The organism is Streptomyces ovatisporus (assembly GCF_042653885.1).
GTDB classification, from domain to species: Bacteria; Actinomycetota; Actinomycetes; order Streptomycetales; family Streptomycetaceae; genus Streptomyces; species Streptomyces ovatisporus.
In genome coordinates this window covers 456,744-476,201 of sequence record NZ_JBHSFH010000010.1, presented here as the reverse complement: position 1 = coordinate 476,201, position 19,458 = coordinate 456,744, and the positions used below count along the sequence as shown (strand labels likewise).

The window sequence follows — 19,458 nt, the reverse complement described above, 5'->3', positions numbered from 1 at the left end:
TTGGCCGCGGCCCGGAACAGGGACACGATGGGCGCATGCTGTCGACCCTCCTGCCCTTCCTCGGCGCGTGCCTGCTGGTGGCGATGTCTCCCGGACCCAGCACGGTGCTCATCATCCGCAACTCGCTGCGCAGCCGCCGTGCCGGGCAGATGACCGTCCTCGGGAACGAGACGGGGGTCTTCATCTGGGGAGTCGTCGCCGCCTTCGGCCTGACAGCGCTGCTGGCCGCCTCGCAGCTCGCCTACGACGTCCTGCGGTTCGGGGGAGCGGCGGTCCTGATCGTCTTCGGTGTGCAGGCCCTGCGTACGGCGAGGCGCGGCGGCGGCTTCGAGGCGTCGGACGACGAGGGGGACCCGGACCCGCGGCGGCAGGGAAAGGCGGAGCGGGAGCACATCCCCGGCCGGCGCGCCTACCGTGCGGGGCTGCTGCTCAACCTGGCCAACCCCAAGGCGGCGATCTTCGCCATGTCCTTCCTCCCCCAGTTCGTGCCGCAGGGCGCACCCCAGCTGCCGCTGATGGTGACGCTGGCGGCAGCGTGGGCGGTCTTCGAGGTGGGTTACTACTCGCTGTACGTGTGGTTCGTGGGGCGGCTGCGGCGGGTGCTCTCCCGCCGGCGGGTGCGCCGCAGGCTGGAGCAGGTCTCGGGCGGCGTGCTGGTGGCGCTGGGCGTACGGCTGGCGTTGGAGGGCTGAGGCGAAGGCCCGTGGAAGGCTCGGGTCGCCTGTTCCCGTGGGCGGGCCCTCGCACCGGGCCGCGGGTCCCGCACCCCGGAGAGCGCGGGAGCCGCGGCCGTGCTGCCTGTGCCTCTACGCAGCCGGGACGGGGCGCCGTTCCGGCGCCGACATGCAGAAGCGGTGCTCCACGACCGGATACCCCGCCCTGGCGAAGGCGGCGGCCATCGGGGCGTTGCCCAGGTCGGTGGCCGCGGCGATCGACGTCGCTCCTGCCCGGTGCAGCTGCCGGGTGCATTCGGCCAGGAGGTCGTAGGCGTAGCCGTTGCCGCGCTGCTCCGGTACGACCCCGATGAAGCCCACCGCCGGGCCGCTGGGGATCCTCCCCGGCACGTGCAGGCCGGCCAGTGCACCGTCCGCCGTGTGGGCGAGCCGCCACCACTCGCGGGGGGAGGTCATCCAGCGGAAGTGCTCCAGCTCCTCCTGCGCGGCCTGCTCGATGCCGGCCTCCGGCGCTCCCGGCCCGGCCTCCTCCAGGGCCCGGCGGGCATGCGCGTCGAGGGTGCCGTGCTGGATGCGCCGCAGGACGTCCAGGATCACCTCGTCGTCCGGCTCCGGACGGAAGCTGAGCCGCTGCGGATGCTCCGGCAGGCCGCACTCCGGTGTCCACCTGTAGCGGAAGCGTTCGACGAGCGGGCGGAAACCGGCTGCCGTGGCAGCGCCGATGCGGGCCTCGGCTGCCGCCCGCACCTCGGGCTCGGTGCGCCAGCCGGGCGGGAGCACGAGTTCGAAGTCGACGTGGTGCGGCATCTCACGAAGCAGCCGGACGGCGGCGTCGTCCTCGCCGGGCAGGAAGTCGAACCAGTCGAGGACCAGGGGCACTTCGTCGTCCGGAGCGGCCCAGCAGGCGGCTCGGGCCACCACGCTGTTCCCGCGGAGCGCGACCCACGTCCACTCGGGACGGTACTCACCGCCTTCGCCGACGGTCGTGTACGGGCGGCCGAGCAGGGGACGGCCGACGAGGCCAGGATCGTGCAGGGAGGTGAAGACGGAACGCGCCTCGGACTCGCCGAGCGCACGGACGACCAGATGTGCGGTCATGGTGAAAGGGACCTTCCGGAAGGGGTGTTGCGCTCCCGGTCAGTGCTGGTCGGACGCCCTGCGGACGGGGCGGGAGCGCGTGAGGCAGCTGCTGCACATCGAACTCTCGCCTCCTTCCGTGGACTCGGGCGTACGGTCAACCTAGTGCGCGGTGCGGGCGGGCGCCAGCGAGTATTCCGGTGCGGGCCCGTGGTCCGCCGGCACGGCACGAGGCACGAGGCGGCGCGGCGCAGATGTCTTCATTCCGCTACTGCCCACCGCCCGGCCTGGACAGGGACTTTGAGCGTCCAGACAATGTGAGCATGACATCTCTCGAGTTCGGTGCGTACCCGCCGCGGCTGTCGGACGCGGACAGGGAGCGGGCTCTCGAGGTGCTGCGTGAGGGGGCCGCACAGGGGCGGGTCTCGCAGGACACGTTCATGCGGCGCACGGACGCCATCCTCCGTGCGCAATGGCACAGCGAACTGGATGCGGTACTGCACGACCTGCCCACCCGGCGCCCCCGGAGCCGCTGGTACGTCGCCGCGATCACCCGGCTCTTCGACTTCCGGCAGCGTGTGCGCAAGACGTGGCAGTCCCGGAGCCTGCCGGAGCTGCTGCTGCCCGCCCCGGCCTCGTACCCCTTCTCCATCGGCCGTGCGCCGGGTTCGATGCTGCGGCTGAGCCACTACACCGTCTCCCGTTCGCACGCGCAGCTGCGCAGCACGGGCGACGGCAGCTGGAAGCTGCGCGATCTGGGCTCCAGCAACGGAACCTGGGTCAACGGCAGCCGGGTGACGGGGTCGGTCACGGTGCGCCCCGGCGACGTGGTGCGCTTCGGTCAGATCGGTTTCCGCCTCGTCGTGGCCCAGCCGCCCCCGGCGGGACTGCCGCCGCACGCCTGACGGTCCGGCCGCGTCCCGGAGTCCGGCCCCCGCCCGAGGGGAAGCGCTTTCCCTTCCCGTGCTCTCTGAGCCGTCGCGCGATCGTGCGGGCGGCCGTACGTGAGGGCTGCGCAGCAACGGTGAATTACCCGTGTCCGTCGACTTGTTGGAGTAGCGCGCGGCACCGGTCAGCCGGTAGTACGAGGGTCTGTCGAACCCCCGGAAGGAGAGCGTGACCAGGTGACTGCCTTCCGCCGCGCGGTCGCACAGCTCCGGCCCGCGCCGGGCGCAGGTGCCGCGTACCGGACGAAATCTGCCGCGGTGACGCGTACGGCCGTACGAGCACAGCGAGTTGAGGGGGGTTCAGGGTGCGGCGCCCCGGAGGCCGCAGTAGTCTTCCTTGATCGCTCAAAGGGGCAAGGAAGGCGGTGCGCGGGTGGGTGCGGGAGGGCTTGAACTCCCCCCAGGTGAAGGCGGCGACGGCGCTGACGGGGAGGCCGTCGACGCGCCCGCGGGCGCAGTCTCCGTGGCCCGCCCGATGGAGATCGGCGCGGACCTCGACTGGGACGCCGACGCCTGGACCGAGGTGCGCACCCGTGCTCGGCGTGCAGGACGGGCCTACGTCTGGCTGAATCTGGTCGAACAGCGCCTGCGCGCGGTGGTGTCCGCCGTGCTGAGGCCCATCTACGAGCCCGTGCACGGGGACGAATGGGTCATCGCCGCAGCCGGGCCGGCGGGCCAGGAGTGGGTCCAACGCGCCGTGGCCGTACGGGAAGTGAGCCGCCGCAAGGGCTATCTGCTGGACCCCGCGGACGACAACGTTCTCTCCTTCCTCACGCTGCCGCAGCTGCGTGAACTGATGGTGCAGCACTGGCCCTGCTTCGAGCCGTACATCGAGGAGCGCCGCGAGGTCGAACTCGCCCTGGACGAGCTGGAGGTGGCCCGCAGTGCCGTCGCCCGCAACCGTGCGCTCTCGGAGACGGTGCTCGCCCAGGCCGAGCGCATGTGCGCCCGTCTGCTGGAGCTCCTGGGCGCCAACGGGGAGGCGGCGCCGTCGGCGCACCGGTTGCGGGTCGACGCCGTCGAGGACCTCGTCGGTGACCGCTTCGCCGACGTTGTGAGCATCCACTCCGACCGCGTGCGGCTCCAGCGGCAGCTTCCCGCGGAGGATCTCTTCGGCGGGGCGCGGCGGCTGGACGCGATGGGGATAGGGCTCAATCTCCTCGTGCAGAACTACTCGGGCCGCCGTCTGGTGCGGCTCGCCGCCTCCGGCTGCCGGATGCGTCTGCTCTTCCTCAACCCGGCGAGCAGCGCCGTGCGCCGACGCGAACGCGAACTCGGCATAAAGAAGGGCGAGTTGAGCAGGACCGTCGAGACGAACATCCTGCACATGCGCCGGGTGCGCTCGCGGTTGCGGGACACCGGCGCGTTCGAGATCCACGTCTTCGACGAGACCCCGCGGTTCTGCGCGTACATGGTCGACGGCGACGGAGCGGACGGACTCGCCGTCGTCCAGCACTATCTGCGCCGCGTACGGGGCATGGAGGCGCCGGTGCTGGTGCTGCGCGGCAGCGGGCGCGACATCGTCCAGCGCGGAGCCGGCCGGAGCAAGCCGCAGGACGAAGGCGTGCACGGCCTGTTCCAGACGTATCGCGAGGAGTTCGAGTCCGCGTGGGCGGACTCGCGTCCGGTCTCCTGAGGTCGTCTCCGCCGCCCGCTCCTCTCCTGTGCGCCGCGCGTCGTTCCTGCGCCGCCCCGGCCTCCCGCGGGCTCCCTCCGGCTCCCCGCGGCTTCCCTCCGGCTCCCCTGAACCCGCCTCTCGGCCGTTCAGGGTCACAGTGGCTCGGTTGCGTGAGACGTTACGTCTCGTCTAGCTTGAATCCCGTGACTGCTCCGTCAGGGCGCCCCGCCCATATCGCCATGTTCAGCATCGCCGCCCACGGCCACGTGAACCCCAGCCTCGACGTCGTCCGCGAGCTCGCCGAACGCGGTCACCGCGTCACGTACGCGATCCCGCCCGCCTTCGCGCAGCTCGTCGCCGGGACGGGAGCGGAACCGCGCGTCTACCACTCGACGCTCCCCGGCGAGGACGACGACCCGGAGGCGTGGGGCACCGAACTGATCGACAACGTCGAGCCGTTCCTCGACGACGCGCAGCAGGCCCTTCCGCAGCTGGCGGCGGCGTACGAGGGCGACGTGCCGGACCTGGTGCTCTCGGACATCACGTCCTACCCGTCCAGGGTCCTCGCCCACCGCTGGGGCGTGCCCCACATCCAGCTCTCGCCCAACCTCGTGGCGTGGGAGGGGTACGAGGAGGAGGTGTCCGGCCCCATGGTCGCCGAGCTGAAGTCGACGCCGCGGGGTGCCGCCTACTACGGGCGGTTCGCCGCCTGGCTCGCGGAGAACGGCATCCAGATGGACCCGGACGCCTTCATGGGCCGGCCGGACCGGTCGCTCGTGCTGATTCCCAGGGTGCTCCAGCCGAACGCGGACCGCGTCGACGAGACCGTGTACACCTTCGTCGGTGCCTGCCAGGGCGACCGGTCCCACCAGGGCCGCTGGCGGCGTCCGCCGGGCACCGAGGACGACAGGGTGCTGCTGGTCTCCCTCGGTTCCGCCTTCACCAAGGAGCCGGACTTCTACCGGGAGTGCCTGCGGGCCTTCGGCGAACTGCCGGGCTGGCACGTGGTGCTGCAGATCGGCAGACACGTCCGGACCGCCGAACTCGGGAGGGTGCCCTCCAACGTCGAGGTGCACTCGTGGGTCCCCCAGCTGGCCGTGCTCGAGGAGGCGGACGCGTTCGTCACGCACGCCGGTGCGGGAGGCAGCCAGGAGGGTCTTGCGACGGCGACGCCGATGATCGCCGTGCCGCAGGCCGTCGACCAGTTCGGCAACGCGGAGATGCTCGTCTCGCTCGGCGTCGCCCGGCACGTCCCGAAGGAGAAGGCCACGGCGCAGGCCCTGCGAGAGGCACTGGAGTCCCTGGTGAACGATCCCCGCGTCGCCGGGCAGTGCGCGAAGATGCAGGCCGCGGTGGCCGCCGAGGGAGGGACCCGGCGGGCGGCCGACCTCGTCGAGGCGGCACTCCCGGACCGGCGCCCGGCGGGCCCGGACCGCCGCCCCGGCGCTGGAGGGGCGGCGGAAAGCCCTGTGGCGAGGGGGAGTTGAGCGGTGCCGCGAATCAGCACCCGGGTGCGTGACCTCCCGCAGACCGGGCCTCCGCTCTTCTAAGCTGCGGCACATGACGACGTATGCGGCGCTTCTGCGGGGGATCAACGTGGGCGGACACAAGAAGGTCCCCATGGACCGGCTGAGGGAGCTCATGTCGGGGCTCGGGTGGGTGGACGTCCGTACCTACCTGCAGAGCGGCAACGCGGTCTTCACCACCGACGACGCCGACCCGGGCCCGCTCCTGGAGGAGGCCATCGCGGGTCACTTCGGGTTCGAGGTCCGCTGTCTGGTGCGCACCTCCGAGGAGTTGCGAGCCGTTGCCGCCGCCTGCCCCTACCCGGCCGCCGAACTGGACCCGGCGAAGCTGCTGGTGCTCTTCCTGGAAGAGGCCCCGGCGGAGGGGCACTTCGACTCGCTGGACGCCTCGTCCTTCGCGCCCGACGTCTTCGAGCACATCGGCAGCGCCGTCTACTGCTACTTCCCGGACGGTATGGGCCGCAGTAAACTTCCCGCCGCTCTCGAAGCGGTGAAACCCCGGGTGACGATGACCGGCCGCAACTGGCGCACGGTGCAGCGGCTGACCGAACTCGCGAGCTGAACCGCCTCACGATCTGAACCGCCTCACGAACCGAACGGCTCGCGAGCTGAACCGCCTCACGAGCTGAACAAACCACGAACCGAACGGCCCGCGAACCCCGAGCGGCTCACGACCTGAACCGGCTCAACGAGCCGAACGCCCCACGGACCGGGCCGACTCACCGGCTGAGCGGAGTCACCGGCCGAGCGTGCGGGTGTGCCGGGGGAGTCGAGAGGTGAGCCGGGGGCCCACGGCGCGGCCCGTCGCCGGAGGGACAGAAGTGACCGGAGCATTCCCCCGCGGTCAGATATCTGACCGAACTGACGTGGCGTCAGGTCAACTTGGGGTGATACAGGGCGCTTTGCCGTGCGTCTTCGAAGTTGTTTATGTCACAGACGTTCAGAGTGCTTGAGGTCCGGGGACCAATCAGACAGTGTTTCGAGTCACCCGGTTGCGGATCACCGCCGCAAGCTGCCCGGGTGTGAAAACGACATACAACCCCCCACACCTCACGAGGAGGACCCCTCGTCATGGCAATCAACACGCCTAGCAATGCGGAGAAGTCAGCGAAGCGGCGCCGTGTCACTCTGGCCGTCGGTGTCGCTGCCGCTGTGATCGGCGCAGCCACCCTGGTGGGCACCGCCGGCGCCTCCTCCACCGAGGGCCACGTCTACGGCACCAAGGCCAAGGGCGCGATCGACGGCAGCTACATCGTCATGCTGAAGGACAGCAAGGGCGCCAACTCCGTGAAGGCGCAGGGCAACGACCTGGCCGAGGAGTACGGCGGCAAGGTCAACAAGACCTACGACTCCGCCATCAACGGGTTCTCCGCGAAGGGCCTGAGCGCGCAGGAAGCCCGCGAGCTCGCCGGTGACTCCAGCGTCGAGAAGGTCGTGCAGAACCACAAGTTCACGATCAACGAGACGCAGGAGAACCCGCCGTCGTGGGGCCTGGACCGCATCGACCAGGAGAAGACCGAGGCGGACAAGAAGTACACCTTCCCCGACACCGCGGGTGAGGGCGTCACCGCCTTCATCATCGACACCGGCGTCCGCATCACGCACAAGGACTTCGGTGACCGTGCCTCCCACGGTTTCGACGCTGTCGACGGTGACGACAACGCGGACGACGGCCAGGGCCACGGCACGCACGTGGCGGGCACCGTCGCCGGTACCGACCACGGTGTCGCCAAGAAGGCCAAGATCGTCGCCGTGCGCGTTCTGGACGACCAGGGCTCCGGCACGACCGAGCAGGTCGTCGCGGGCATCGACTGGGTGACCGAGAACGCCAAGGGTCCCTCCGTCGCCAACATGTCGCTCGGTGGCCCGAAGGACGAGGCGCTCGACGCGGCCGTCCAGAAGTCCATCGACGCGGGTATCACGTACGGCATCGCCGCGGGCAACGAGAGTGCGGACGCGGACGGCAGCTCGCCGGCCCGTGTGAAGGACGCCATCACCGTCGCGGCCAGCGACGACAAGGACGCCCAGGCCGACTTCTCCAACTTCGGCTCGCTGGTCGACATCTACGCCCCGGGCGTGGACATCGTCTCGTCCTCCAACACCAGCGACGACGCCACCGAGACGCTCTCGGGCACCTCGATGGCCGCCCCGCACGTCACGGGTGCCGCTGCGCTGTTCCTCGGCGCCAACACCGACGCCAAGCCGGCGGACGTGGCCAAGGGCCTGACCGACGGTGCGACGCCGGACGCGATATCCAACCCGAGCGAGGGCACGCCGAACAAGCTCCTGCGCGTCGGCGAGTGAACAGGGCGATTCTCGACGCAACACCTGACCCCTGGTCGGGAAGCACCCTGAGCAACACCTGAGCAACACCCGCTCCACGAGCGGAAAGCCGCCCGTCGTGGCCCCCGAGGGGGCGCGGCGGGCGGCTTCTTCTCTGTGCCGGGTGTCGCTCCCGCGGAACGGAACGCGCCCCCTCGGGAATGCCGCATCCGCCATCCGGGACGCCCGGAGAATTCGTTGACGCCGTACCGGAATTGCCGGCATGCTCAATTCCGTGAATCGTTCTGCGAACCTTGTCGCGCGGCTGCACGTCGACCTTCGACGGCACGCCGGCGCGCTCTGTGCCGCCGGTTCCTGAGCCTGTCCTCCGGCTGATTCCACCTCGCCGCGCGAGCCCGTCGCCGTCAGACGAAGGGGTCCCTCGCTGCGGTTTCTCCCCCTCCGGCTCCCGTGGGCGTCACAGCCCGCCAGGCCGGCCATTTCCCTTTCCGGCGGCCGCCCGCCGCTTTCCGTGACGACCGCTGTCCCGGTGCCGCCACGCTCATGAAAGCCCCATGAACTCCCCAGGAATTTCTCCATGGAGGCCCCGTGGAAAGCCACAGGGAAGTTCACCGGAGTCCATGGAGGGCGTGTGCTCTGCGGCCGGCCGTTCGCTTACGAGGCTTGTCCCGAAGGAGCCCGTCGATGAATTCCGCGCTTTCCGCCGCCCATTCGACCGCCGCACTTCATCTCCGGGTCGTCGAGAAGGAGGTGCGGCAAGAAGCCGTGCCTCCGCTCGTCGGCTATCTCGTACTCGTCCCGGAGGGAACGGACCCCGGGGAACTGTTCGCAGCGGAGGGCGTAAGGGCCGAGTTCAGGCCCGTCCACGCCCTCGACGCCCGTGAGCCCGCCCCGTCGCCGGCCGGGGCCGGGGATCGCGAGGTTGCGCCGCAAGCTCGGCCCGGAACACCGGGAACGCATCGTCACGGTCCGGCGGGTCGGCTACAAGTACGAGCCGGGCCGGGCGGCGCCCGTCAGGCGCTGAGCGCGACGGGGCGGCGGTCCGCAGCCGCCTCGTCGTAGCGCAGCGCCAGCACGGCGGCCAACTCCTCCGAGGCGCCCAGCACGGGCGCGAGCACATCGGCGCCCGCTTCGAGTGCGCCCGCCCTGATGCGGTCGGGGAGGCGTCCGGGCGCGATGACGTACGGGGCGACGGCCACCCGCTCGACGCCGTCCGCGCGCAGCCCGCGGACGGCGTCGGCGGTGCGGGGGAGAGAAGCGGAGGCGAACGCAGGCCGCACGGCGCACCAGCCCGCGGTGCGCCGCCACTCCCGCGCGGTCTGTGCGATCACTGCGATCGCCTCCGGGTCGGAGGAGCCGGCCGAGGCCAGCACGACCCCCGTGGAGTGCCGCCGGTCCGGTGCCGACCCGGCCTCCCGCAGCCGCCGTTCCAGGGCCTGCAGGAGGAGCGGGTGCGGACCGAGCACCCCGGCCTGCCGTACGTCGAGACGGGGCAGCCGCGCGGTCGTCTCCCCGAGCACCGCCGGGATGTCGGACTTCGCATGGAAGGCCCGGCCGAGCAGGAGAGGAAGGGCGACGACGTCCCGGACGCCCTCGGCGTCGAGCCGCTCCAGCAGACGCGGCACGGAGGGGGCGTCGAAGTCCAGGTACCCGGCCTCCACCCGCAGGCCCGGCCGGAGCGCCCGTACGCGCGCGCAGAGCGCGTCGACGGTCGCGGCGTGCCGGGGGTCGCGGCTGCCGTGCGCGATGACGGCGAGGGCGGGCCGTGTCGCAGCGTGCATGGTGATGGGTCCGTTCCTGAAGGCTTCCTGCGGGAGGCTTACTCGGGGGTCGGGGTCGGGGTCGGGGTCGGGGTCGGGGACGGGGCCGGTTGACGGAGCCGGTTGCCGGGGGACGCCGTCAGCGGGCGGCTGCCAGCAGTCCGCGGTGGCGCAGCACCCGCCTCTCCAGCGGTGCGAAGATGAGCAGTTCGATGCCGATGCCGACGAGCAGGATGAGCAGGATGGCTGCGAGCACCAGAGGCATGTCCTGGTAGGCCCGGCCCGTCTCCAGCAACTGGCCGAGCCCCGCACCGAGTTCGGGGGAGGTGGCGATCAGCTCCGCCGCCATCAGCGAACGCCACGAGAAGGCCCAGCCCTGCTTGAGACCCGCGATGTAGCCCGGCAGCGCGCCCGGCAGCAGCACGTGCCGTACGCCGCGCAGCCCGGTCGCCCCGATGACGCGTCCGGCGCGCAGGTGGAGCGGCTGGATGCGGTCGACGCCGGCGACGAGGCCGTTGGCGATGGAGGGCACCGCCCCCAGCAGCACCACGGCGTAGACGGTGGCGTCGGTGAGTCCGAACCAGATGATCGCGGCCGGTACCCACGCCACGGAGGGCAGCGACTGCAGCCCCGAGAGGATAGGCCCGATGGCCGCCCGGACGGCTTTGACCTGGGCGACGAGCAGGCCCAGCAGCGTGCCCAGCACCAGTGCCACGGCGAAGCCGAGCGCACCGCGCGAGACGCTCTGCCAGACGACTGACAGGATCGTGCCCTTGTACCACTCCTCGGCCAGGGCGTCCCAGACCATCATGGGGCCGGGCAGCTGGTACGGCTCCTTGAGGTGCAGCGCGAACGCCAGCTGCCACAGGGCCAGTACGAGCCCGACGGCCACCACGGGCGGCAGCACCTTGTGGCGCAGTACGTCTCCCAGCGGCGGACGGCGCGTGGCGGTACGCGAGTCCAGGGCGTCCAGTCCGGCCTCCAGCCCCGCGAGGTCGGTGGCACTGTCCGGGTGCGCGGTGCCGTCCTGCCGTGTCGTGCCGTGCTGCCGTGCGGCGCCGTCCGGGTGCGGGGTGCGGCCGGATTCCGTGCCAGGGGCGGCGCGTTCCGTCTCAGTTCCGGCCATGCCGTCGGATCTCTCCCCTCAGCTCCTCGGTGATCTCCACGGACAGGGCGGCGACATCGGCGTCCTCGATGCGGCGCGGGTGCGGGATGTCCACCGTCCACTCGCGTGCGACGCGGCCGGGCCGGGAGGAGAGCAGCACCACGCGCTGTGCCAGACGGACCGCCTCGCGCACGTTGTGCGTCACGAAGAGCACAGAGACCCCCGTCTCGGACCAGATCCTGGTCAGCTCCTCGTGCAGGACGTCCCGGGTGATGGCGTCCAGCGCCGCGAACGGCTCGTCCATCAGCAGCAGTTGGCTGTCCTGGGCGAGTGCGCGGGCCAGTGCCACACGCTGCCGCATGCCCCCGGAGAGTTCGTGCACCCGCTTGCGGTGCGCCCCCGTCAGCCGTACGAGCTCCAGCAGGCGCTCGGCCTCGCCACGCCGTTCCCCCTTGGGCACTCCGCGCAGCTTCAGCGCCAGTTCGACGTTCCTGCCCGCCGTGAGCCACGGGAAGAGCGCATGCTCCTGGAACATCAGGGACGGCCGTCCACCGGGCACGTCGATGGAGCCGGCTGAGGGCTCGTCCAGTCCGGCCACCAGGTTCAGCAGGGTCGACTTGCCGCAGCCGGAGGCGCCGAGCAGCGTCACGAACTCGCCGGGTGCGACGTCGAGTCCGATGTCGTCCAGTACGAGCTGCCGCGTCTCCGCACGTCCGAAGGACTTGGAGACGCGGTCGATGCGGGCCGCGTAGCCGGCCTCGTCCATGGCGGGGCGGGCGCCCGCGACGCCCGCCCCGGCCGCGGATGTCGCGGCGGGCCGTGTCGCGGCGGGCTTCGTGGTCAGTGTGGTGCTCATCGCTGTCACCTCCGGGTCGGGGTGGTGCGTGGTCCGTGGTCCGTGCAAGGGGCGGGCGCAGGGGAGGGGCGCGGTGGGGTCGTCAACTGCCCAGTCCGGCTTCGTCGACGGTGGGTTTCCCCTCGCCCTTCAGCACCTTGTTGAGGATCGAGAGGTCGTAGATGCCCTCCAGGCGGGCCTTGTCCAGCAGTCCCGCGCCGACCGCGTGCCGCGCCTGGAGGGCGAGCGTGGCGGCCAGCGGGTCGTCGGTGACCTCGATCTCCTCGAAGGCGGAGTCGAGGACGGGCCGCGGCAGGGGCTTGCCCGCGTCCCGCTGCAGGGCGGTGTTGATGTGCTGCTTCGCCTCTTCCGGGTGCTCGCCGATCCAGGCGTTGGTACGCACCGAGCCGCGCACGACCGCCTCGACCACGTCGGGGTGCTTCTCCAGGAAGTCCTTCCGCACGACCAGGTTGGTGGTGACGAACTCGCCGTCCTTCCAGAGCTCCTTCTCGTTCAGCAGCACCTTGCCGCCTCTGGCGGCGAGCGCCGAGGCCGTGGGCTCGGGCACCCAGGCGCCGTCGATTCCGCCCTGCTGGAAGGCCGTCGGGATCTCCTTGTTGTCCTGCCGCAGCACGGAGACGTCGCCCTTGCCGGTCTCGGGGCTGACCTCGTGGCCCTTGCCCGCGAGGAAGTGGAAGAGCGCGACGTCCTGCGTGTTGCCGAGCTGAGGGGTGGCGATCCGCTTGCCCTTCAGGTCCCGGGCCGACCGGATCTTCTCGGGGTCGACGACGAGGGACGCGCCGCCCGAGGTCGCCCCCGCCACGATCTTCAGGTTCTCGCCGCCGGACCTGGCGTAGCCGTTGACCGCGGGGGAGGGGCCGACCCACGTCATGTCGACGGCCTTCGCGTTGAGCGCCTCGATGGCCGCGGGACCGGCGTCGAAGACCTGGGTGGAGATCCTCGTGCCGCCCAGCTCCTTCGGGATCTCGCCGTTCGTGCGGAGCCCGGCGAGCGCCGTGGCGTGCGTGATGTTGCCGAAGTAGCCGATCTTCACCTCTCCGAGCCCGCCTGCCTTCTTCCCGCCGACGGCCGCCGGGCCGCCCCTGTCCGCGGGGGCCTTGGATCCGTAGCCGCAGCCCGTGGCCAGCAGGGGCAGCGCGGCGAGCGCGGTGAGCGCCGCGAGGGCGCGCGCAGTCCGGGGACGCGCGTGCTCCCGGGCGGTGAACCGGCGGGTCGGTGTCGGCATGGCGGCGGCCTCAGAAGTCCCAGCCGTCGTCGTCCGCGGCGCCCCCGGCGCCCGCTTCCGCGGTGCCCGTCGCGTCCCGTACGGCCTCGGCGAAGGCGTCGCCGGCCATCCCGGCGGTCAGCGTGGAACCGTCTGCCGGGTCGATGAGCAGGAAGGAGCCGGTGCGGCGGGAGTCGGCGTAGGCGTCGACGGGCAGCGGCTCGGACGTGCGCAGCACGACGCGTCCGATGTCGTTGGCCACCAGCTGCCCCGGTTCGGGGTGCTGGGAGAGGTCGTCCAGGGTCAGGCGTGACGGGATCTCCTTCACGATCGCCTTGACGGTGCGCGTGGTGTGCTTCAGCAGGACGCGTGCACCGGGCGTCAGAGGCGTGTCGTGGAGGTGGCAGACGGTCGCCGTCAGGTCCTGGCTCGCGGTGACGGCCGCGTCGGACGGCACGATCATGTCGCCGCGGGAGATGTCGAGGTCGTCCTCCAGCAGGACGGTGACGGACTGCGGTGCCCAGGCGACGTCGACGGACTCGCCCAGCACGTCCAGCGCCTCGATCGTGCTGCTCTCCCCCGAGGGGAGCACCGTGACCTGCTGGCCGACGCGCAGCAGGCCGGAGGCGATCTGCCCCGCGTAGCCGCGGTAGTCGGGGTGTTCGGGCGTCTGCGGACGGATCACGTACTGGACGGGGAAGCGTGCCGGGTCGTCGCCGGGGTCGTCGGTGACGGCGAGGGTCTCCAGGTGCTCCAGGACGGTCGGCCCGCCGTACCAGTCCATGTGGGCGGAGGCCGTCACGACGTTGTCGCCGACGAGCGCGGAGATGGGGATCGTGGTGATCTCGGGAACGCCGAGCGAGGCGGCGTAGCGGGTGAACTCCTCGGCGATGGCGGCGAAGACGCCCTCCTCGTAGCCGACGAGGTCCATCTTGTTGACGGCGAGCACCACGTGCGGGACGCGCAGCAGCGCGGCCACGGCGGCGTGCCGGCGGGTCTGCTCGACGACGCCGTTGCGGGCGTCGACGAGGACGACTGCCAGCTCCGCGGTCGAGGCCCCGGTGACCATGTTGCGGGTGTACTGCACGTGGCCGGGGGTGTCGGCGAGGATGAACCGGCGGCGGGGCGTGGCGAAGTAGCGGTAGGCGACATCGATGGTGATGCCCTGTTCGCGCTCCGCGCGCAGCCCGTCCGTGAGCAGCGCGAGGTCGGGGGCCTCCTGGCCGCGGCTGCGGGAGGCGTGCTCGACGGCCTCCAACTGGTCGGCCAGCACCGACTTCGAGTCGTGCAGCAGCCGTCCGACCAGGGTGGACTTGCCGTCGTCGACGGAGCCGGCGGTGGCGAAGCGCAGCAGCGACGTGGCCGCGAGCGCGTCGTCGCGTGCGCCGTGACCGGCGGGCGTGGCGGGTGAGTTCATGATCAGAAATACCCCTCGCGCTTGCGGTCCTCCATGGCGGCCTCGGAGAGCTTGTCGTCGGCCCGGGTGGCGCCGCGCTCGGTCAGGCGGGACGCGGTGATCTCCGCGATGACCTTCTCGACCGTGTCGGCGTCGGAGTCGACGGCACCCGTGCACGACATGTCGCCCACCGTGCGGTACCGGACCAGTCGCTGCTCGACGCGCTCGCCCTCACCGGGGCCGCCCCACTCACCGGGGGCCAGCCACATGCCGGAGCGGGAGAAGACGGTGCGCTCGTGCGCGTAGTAGATGGCGGGCAGTTCGATCCGCTCGCGGGCGATGTACTGCCACACGTCCAGCTCGGTCCAGTTCGACAGCGGGAAGACACGCACGTGCTCGCCCGGCGCGTGACGGCCGTTGTAGAGCTGCCACAGCTCGGGGCGCTGACGCCGGGGGTCCCAGCCGCCGAACTCGTCACGCAGGGAGAAGACCCGCTCCTTGGCGCGGGCCTTCTCCTCGTCCCGGCGCCCGCCGCCGAAGACCGCGTCGAACCGGGCCGTCTCGATGGCGTTCAGCAGCGGCACCGTCTGCAGGGGGTTGCGGGTGCCGTCGGGACGCTCCCGGAGTTCGCCGCGGTCGATGAACTCCTGCACGGAGGCGACGTGCAGCCGCAGTCCGTGCTGCCGCACGACCCGGTCGCGGTACTCCAGCACCTCCGGGAAGTTGTGCCCGGTGTCCACGTGCAGCAGCGCGAAGGGCACGGGCGCCGGCGCGAACGCCTTCAGCGCCAGGTGCAGCATGACGATGGAGTCCTTGCCGCCGGAGAACAGGATCACCGGACGCTCGAACTCCCCGGCCACCTCGCGGAAGATGTGCACACCCTCCGACTCCAGCGCGTCCAGGTGCGACAGCGCGTAGGGGTTGTCCATCTCCTCCAGCGTCGTGATCGCCGTCGTCACGCCAGTCCCCTCTCACTCAGCAGCGCCCGCAGCGCCGCGGCGGATTCCTCCACGCCCTGCCGGTGGGCCTCGATCCGCAGATCGGGCGCATCGGGGGCCTCGTACGGGTCGTCCACGCCCGTCAGCCCGGAGATCTCTCCGGACGCCTGCCGGGCGTACAGGCCCTTCACGTCGCGCTCGGAGCAGACCTCCACCGGGGTGGCGACGTGCACCTCCAGGTAGCCGGTGCCTGCGGCCTGGTGACGCTTGCGCACCGCCTCCCGGCTGTCCGCGTACGGCGCGATGACCGGCACGAGGACGATCACGCCGTGCGACGCGAGCAGTTCGGCGACGAACCCGATCCGCTGCACGTTCAGGTCGCGGTCCTCCCGGGAGAAGCCGAGCCCCGCCGAGAGGAAGGTGCGGATCTCGTCGCCGTCCAGCACCTCCACGCGGCGGCCCTGCGCGGTGAGCTGCTCCGCGAGCACACCCGCGATGGTGGTCTTGCCCGCGCTGGGCAGGCCCGTCAGCCAGACGGTCGCTCCCTGGCCCGTTACGTTCATCTCCCGCTCCCTGCCCCCGAGTTGAGTTCCCGTATCCGCCGTCACAGGTGGATTCCGCACTCGCTCTTGCCCTGTCCCGACCAGCGTCCTGCGCGGGCGTCCTCGCCCTCAAGAACGCGCCGGGTGCACGGGGCGCAGCCGACGGACGCGTATCCGTCCGAGAGCAGGGGATTCGTCAGCACGCCGTGCTCCACGACGTAGGAGTCGACGTCCTCCTGCGTCCAGCGCGCTATCGGGGAGACCTTGACCTTCCGGCGCCGCTCGTCCCAGCCGACGACGGGTGTGTCCGCACGGGTCGGCGACTCGTCGCGGCGCAGGCCCGTCGCCCACGCGTCGAACTCGCGCAGACCCTCTTCCAGCGGCGCCACCTTGCGCATCGCGCAGCACAGGTCGGGGTCGCGGTCGTGCAGCTTCGGGCCGTGCTCGGCGTCCTGTTCGGCGACGCTCTGCCGCGGAGTCAGCGTGATCACCTCGACGTCCATGACGGCGGCGACGGCGTCGCGCGTCCCGATGGTCTCCGGGAAGTGGTAGCCCGTGTCGAGGAAGACCACCGGCACACCGGGCAGGACCCGCGACGCGAGGTGTGCCACGACGGCGTCCTCCATGGAGGAGGTGACGCAGAAGCGGCGTCCGAACGTTTCGGCGGCCCAGCGCAGTACGTCCAGCGCGGGCGCGTCCTCCAGCTCACGCCCCGCCTCCTGCGCGAGCTGCCGCAGCTGTGCCGGGGAGTGCCGTTGTGCGGTGGTCATCGGGTGCCACCTCCTGCTCTGCCGTCCGTGGCGTCCGGGCCGTCTCCGTCGTGTCCGCGCGGCAGGCCCCTGGCCAGCAGCCCGAGGAACGAGAGCTTGAACGCCCTGTTGCAGGAGGCGCACTCCCACGCTGCGCCCCTGCCGGTCCCGGCACCCTCCTCGGAAGGACGCAGGTCTTCGTCGCCGCAGTACGGGCAGTAGAACGGCGCTGCTCGCTCGCTCACTGTGTCTCCCGCTCAGCCTCGGCCCGCTCTGGTGCGTCGGCTTCCCTCGTCACTGCTTGCTCCTTCGTCGCTGCGCGGTTCCTCGGTGCAGCCGACGCCGCGGGCCGGGGCTCGCTCGCTGTGTCTCCCGCTCAGCCTCGGCCCGCTCTGGTGCGTCGGCTTCCCTGGTCACTGCTTGCTCCTTCGTCGCTGCGCGGTTCCTCGGTCCAGCCGACGCCGCGGGCCGGGGCTCGCTCGCTGTGTCTCCCGCTCAGCCTCGGCCCGCTCTGGTGCGTCGGCTTCCCTCGTCACTGCTTGCTCCTTCGTCGCTGCGCGGTTCCTCGGTGCAGCCGACGCCGCGGGCCGGGGCTCGCTCGCTGTGTCTCCCGCTCAGCCTCGGCCCGCTGTGGTGCGTCGGCTTCCCTGGTCACTGCTTGCTCCTTCGTCGCTGCGCGGTTCCTCGGTCCAGCCGACGCCGCGCGCCGAGGCTCGCTCACTTGAGCGCACCCTCTTCCGCGCGGGCCGCCCACTGGGCGAAGCGTTCGCCGTTCTCGCGCTGCTCACGGAAGTTGAGCAGCACCCGCTCGATGTAGTCGGGCAGTTCCTCGGCGGTGACCTTCAGTCCGCGCACCTTGCGGCCGAAGCCCGGCTCCATCCCGAGGGACCCGCCGAGGTGCACCTGGTAGCCCTCGACCTGCTCACCGTCCGCACCGGTGACCAGCTGTCCCTTGAGGCCGATGTCGGCGACCTGGATGCGGGCGCAGGAGTTGGGGCAGCCGTTGACGTTGATGGTGACCGGCTCGTCGAAGTCCGGGAGCCTGCGCTCGAGTTCGTCGATCAGCGACGCGCCGCGGGCCTTGGTCTCGACGATGGCCAGCTTGCAGAACTCGATGCCGGTGCAGGCCATGGTGCCGCGGCGGAAGACCGAGGGGCGCGCCGTCAGGTCCAGCGCCTCCAGCGCGTCCGTCAGGGACTGCACCTCGTCCTCGGCCACGTCGAGGACGATCATCTTCTGCTCGGCGGTCGTACGGACGCGGCCCGAGCCGTGCGACTCGGCGAGGTCGGCGATCTTCGCCAGCGTCCCGCCGTCGACCCGTCCCACGCGCGGCGCGAAACCGACGTAGAAGTTGCCGTCGCGCTGCCGGTGGACGCCGATGTGGTCGCGCCACTGCTGCACGGGACTCGAGGGCGCGGGCCCGTCGGCCATCCTCCGGAGCAGGTACTCGTCCTCCAGCACCTGACGGAACTTCTCGGCCCCCCAGTCGGCGACGAGGAACTTGATGCGGGCCCGGGTGCGCAGCCGCCGGTAGCCGTAGTCGCGGAAGACGGAGACGATGCCCTCGTGCACGTCGGCGACCTCGTCGCGCGGCACCCACGCGCCGAGCCGCACCCCGAGCTTGGGGTTGGTGGACAGGCCGCCGCCGACCCACACGTCGAAGCCCGGCCCGTGGTCGGGGTGATCCACGCCGACGAACGCGACGTCGTTGATCTCGTGCGCGACGTCGAGGAGGGGCGAGCCGGACACAGCGGTCTTGAACTTCCGCGGCAGGTTCGAGTACGCCGGATTGCCGATGACGCGGCGGTGGATCTCCTCGATGGCGGGCGTGCCGTCGATGATCTCGTCGGCGGCGATCCCGGCGACGGGCGAGCCGAGGATGACGCGCGGTGTGTCGCCGCAGGCTTCCGTGGTGGACAGGCCGACGCCCTCCAGCCGCCGCCAGATCTCCGGCATGTCCTCGATGCGGATCCAGTGGAACTGCACGTTCTGCCGGTCGGTGATGTCGGCGGTGCCGCGTGCGAACTCCTGCGAGATCTCGCCGATGGTGCGCAGCTGCCGGGTCGTCAGCTGCCCTCCGTCGATGCGGACGCGGAGCATGAAGAACTCGTCGTCCAGCTCCTCCGGTTCCAGGATCGCGGTCTTGCCGCCGCTGATGCCGGGCTTGCGCTGCGTGTACAGACCCCACCAGCGCATGCGCCCGCGCAGGTCCGCTCCGTCGATGGAGTCGAAGCCGCGGTGCGCGTAGATGGTCTCAATACGTGTCCGTACGTTGAGACCGTCGTCGTCCTTCTTCGTCTGCTCGTTGCCGTTGAGCGGAGTGAAGTGCCCAGCGGCCCACTGGCCCTCGCCGCGGTGGCGGCCGGCCTTGCGCCGGCTCGGGGCGGAAGCGGGCTGCTTGGAGGTGTCAGCCATGTTGGTCGTCCTTCGGGCGTCCTTGGGGGTCCCCTTTCCGGGCGCCCTGCCGGGGCGCGGCCGGTTCCGGGAACGGTCCTGGGCAGCGGGCGTCGCTCAGCCTTCCCCGACCTGCGCGTACGTCGGCGACGTGCGGCTACGGGCAGGCGGGGACGGAGCAGTTCAAGCGGGGAGTGGGCGCGCCCGCGTCAGTGAGGGCGGCTGGTGGGTCGGCGGTGCTGGGACTGTCAGCCCGCCGGACAGATGGCGCTGGACATGCGGCCGAGGTCGACGTGGCGTCGACTCACCAAGGCGATTCCAGCGCGAGACATGACGGAAGCGTCGCACGGCGCGGATCGGGCAGTCCACTACCGTCCAAATCATGGACG

The 19,458-nt window shown here is 71.4% G+C and carries 19 protein-coding genes; 7 read left to right on the top strand and 12 right to left on the bottom strand.

The window, feature by feature from the left end; translation table 11 throughout:
- Nucleotides 1–35: 35 nt before the first annotated feature.
- Nucleotides 36–692 (top strand): LysE family translocator, encoded by a 657-nt coding sequence (locus tag ACFPA8_RS19895; protein WP_386450345.1) that lies wholly within the window; start codon nt 36–38, stop codon nt 690–692.
- 114 nt (nt 693–806) lie between these two features.
- Here the strand turns inward: ACFPA8_RS19895 and ACFPA8_RS19890 are convergent, their stop codons facing one another.
- Complete coding sequence (locus ACFPA8_RS19890; RefSeq protein WP_386450343.1) at nt 807–1,772, bottom strand: GNAT family N-acetyltransferase; 966 nt, start codon at nt 1,770–1,772, stop codon at nt 807–809.
- A gap of 302 nt (nt 1,773–2,074) precedes the next feature.
- Between ACFPA8_RS19890 and ACFPA8_RS19885 the strand changes: the two genes are divergently transcribed.
- The 6 genes from ACFPA8_RS19885 (at nt 2,075) to ACFPA8_RS19860 (ending at nt 8,483) form a co-directional block, all read left to right on the top strand.
- Entirely contained in the window at nt 2,075–2,656 is a 582-nt protein-coding gene (locus tag ACFPA8_RS19885) for an FHA domain-containing protein (protein WP_386450341.1), read from the top strand.
- A gap of 415 nt (nt 2,657–3,071) precedes the next feature.
- Complete coding sequence (locus ACFPA8_RS19880; protein ID WP_386450490.1) at nt 3,072–4,334, top strand: SAV2148 family HEPN domain-containing protein; 1,263 nt, start codon at nt 3,072–3,074, stop codon at nt 4,332–4,334.
- A gap of 152 nt (nt 4,335–4,486) precedes the next feature.
- A complete protein-coding gene (gene mgt, locus ACFPA8_RS19875; RefSeq protein ID WP_386450339.1) occupies nt 4,487–5,803 on the top strand; it encodes a macrolide-inactivating glycosyltransferase in 1,317 nt (438 codons plus the stop codon).
- 73 nt (nt 5,804–5,876) lie between these two features.
- Complete coding sequence (locus tag ACFPA8_RS19870) at nt 5,877–6,404, top strand: DUF1697 domain-containing protein (RefSeq protein ID WP_386450337.1); 528 nt, start codon at nt 5,877–5,879, stop codon at nt 6,402–6,404.
- A 509-nt stretch (nt 6,405–6,913) separates the two neighbouring features.
- A complete protein-coding gene (locus ACFPA8_RS19865; protein WP_386450336.1) occupies nt 6,914–8,146 on the top strand; it encodes a S8 family peptidase in 1,233 nt (410 codons plus the stop codon).
- Between the two features lie 241 nt (nt 8,147–8,387).
- A complete protein-coding gene (locus ACFPA8_RS19860) occupies nt 8,388–8,483 on the top strand; it encodes a putative leader peptide (RefSeq protein WP_386450334.1) in 96 nt (31 codons plus the stop codon).
- Nucleotides 8,484–9,138: 655 nt separating this feature from the next.
- Here ACFPA8_RS19860 and ACFPA8_RS19855 read toward each other — a convergent pair.
- The 11 genes from ACFPA8_RS19855 to ACFPA8_RS19805 form a co-directional block, all read right to left on the bottom strand.
- Nucleotides 9,139–9,906, bottom strand: a complete 768-nt coding sequence (locus ACFPA8_RS19855; RefSeq protein ID WP_386450332.1) for a sirohydrochlorin chelatase — start codon at nt 9,904–9,906, stop codon at nt 9,139–9,141.
- Nucleotides 9,907–10,024: 118 nt separating this feature from the next.
- Nucleotides 10,025–11,011 carry an ABC transporter permease gene (locus ACFPA8_RS19850; protein WP_386450331.1) on the bottom strand — a complete coding sequence of 329 codons (987 nt, stop codon included), beginning with the start codon at nt 11,009–11,011 and terminating at the stop codon, nt 10,025–10,027.
- A complete protein-coding gene (locus ACFPA8_RS19845) occupies nt 10,998–11,756 on the bottom strand; it encodes an ABC transporter ATP-binding protein (protein WP_386450488.1) in 759 nt (252 codons plus the stop codon). The genes ACFPA8_RS19850 and ACFPA8_RS19845 overlap by 14 nt, the downstream gene beginning before the upstream one ends.
- A gap of 172 nt (nt 11,757–11,928) precedes the next feature.
- Nucleotides 11,929–13,071, bottom strand: coding sequence for an aliphatic sulfonate ABC transporter substrate-binding protein (locus tag ACFPA8_RS19840; protein WP_386450330.1), 1,143 nt, complete (start codon nt 13,069–13,071; stop codon nt 11,929–11,931).
- A gap of 10 nt (nt 13,072–13,081) precedes the next feature.
- Nucleotides 13,082–14,467: a sulfate adenylyltransferase subunit 1 gene (locus tag ACFPA8_RS19835; protein ID WP_386450328.1), complete on the bottom strand. Its 1,386-nt coding sequence runs from the start codon at nt 14,465–14,467 to the stop codon at nt 13,082–13,084.
- Nucleotides 14,468–14,469: 2 nt separating this feature from the next.
- A complete protein-coding gene (gene cysD, locus ACFPA8_RS19830) occupies nt 14,470–15,375 on the bottom strand; it encodes a sulfate adenylyltransferase subunit CysD (RefSeq protein ID WP_386450487.1) in 906 nt (301 codons plus the stop codon).
- 26 nt (nt 15,376–15,401) lie between these two features.
- Complete coding sequence (gene cysC / locus ACFPA8_RS19825; protein WP_386450326.1) at nt 15,402–15,947, bottom strand: adenylyl-sulfate kinase; 546 nt, start codon at nt 15,945–15,947, stop codon at nt 15,402–15,404.
- 41 nt (nt 15,948–15,988) lie between these two features.
- Complete coding sequence (locus ACFPA8_RS19820) at nt 15,989–16,696, bottom strand: phosphoadenylyl-sulfate reductase (RefSeq protein WP_386450324.1); 708 nt, start codon at nt 16,694–16,696, stop codon at nt 15,989–15,991.
- On the bottom strand, nt 16,693–16,920 hold the full coding sequence (locus tag ACFPA8_RS19815; protein WP_386450323.1) for a hypothetical protein: 228 nt from the start codon (nt 16,918–16,920) through the stop codon (nt 16,693–16,695). The genes ACFPA8_RS19820 and ACFPA8_RS19815 overlap by 4 nt, the downstream gene beginning before the upstream one ends.
- A 472-nt stretch (nt 16,921–17,392) precedes the next feature.
- A complete protein-coding gene (locus tag ACFPA8_RS19810; protein WP_386450321.1) occupies nt 17,393–19,090 on the bottom strand; it encodes a nitrite/sulfite reductase in 1,698 nt (565 codons plus the stop codon).
- A gap of 227 nt (nt 19,091–19,317) precedes the next feature.
- Nucleotides 19,318–19,401, bottom strand: a complete 84-nt coding sequence (locus tag ACFPA8_RS19805; protein WP_309471194.1) for a putative leader peptide — start codon at nt 19,399–19,401, stop codon at nt 19,318–19,320.
- Nucleotides 19,402–19,458: the final 57 nt, after the last annotated feature.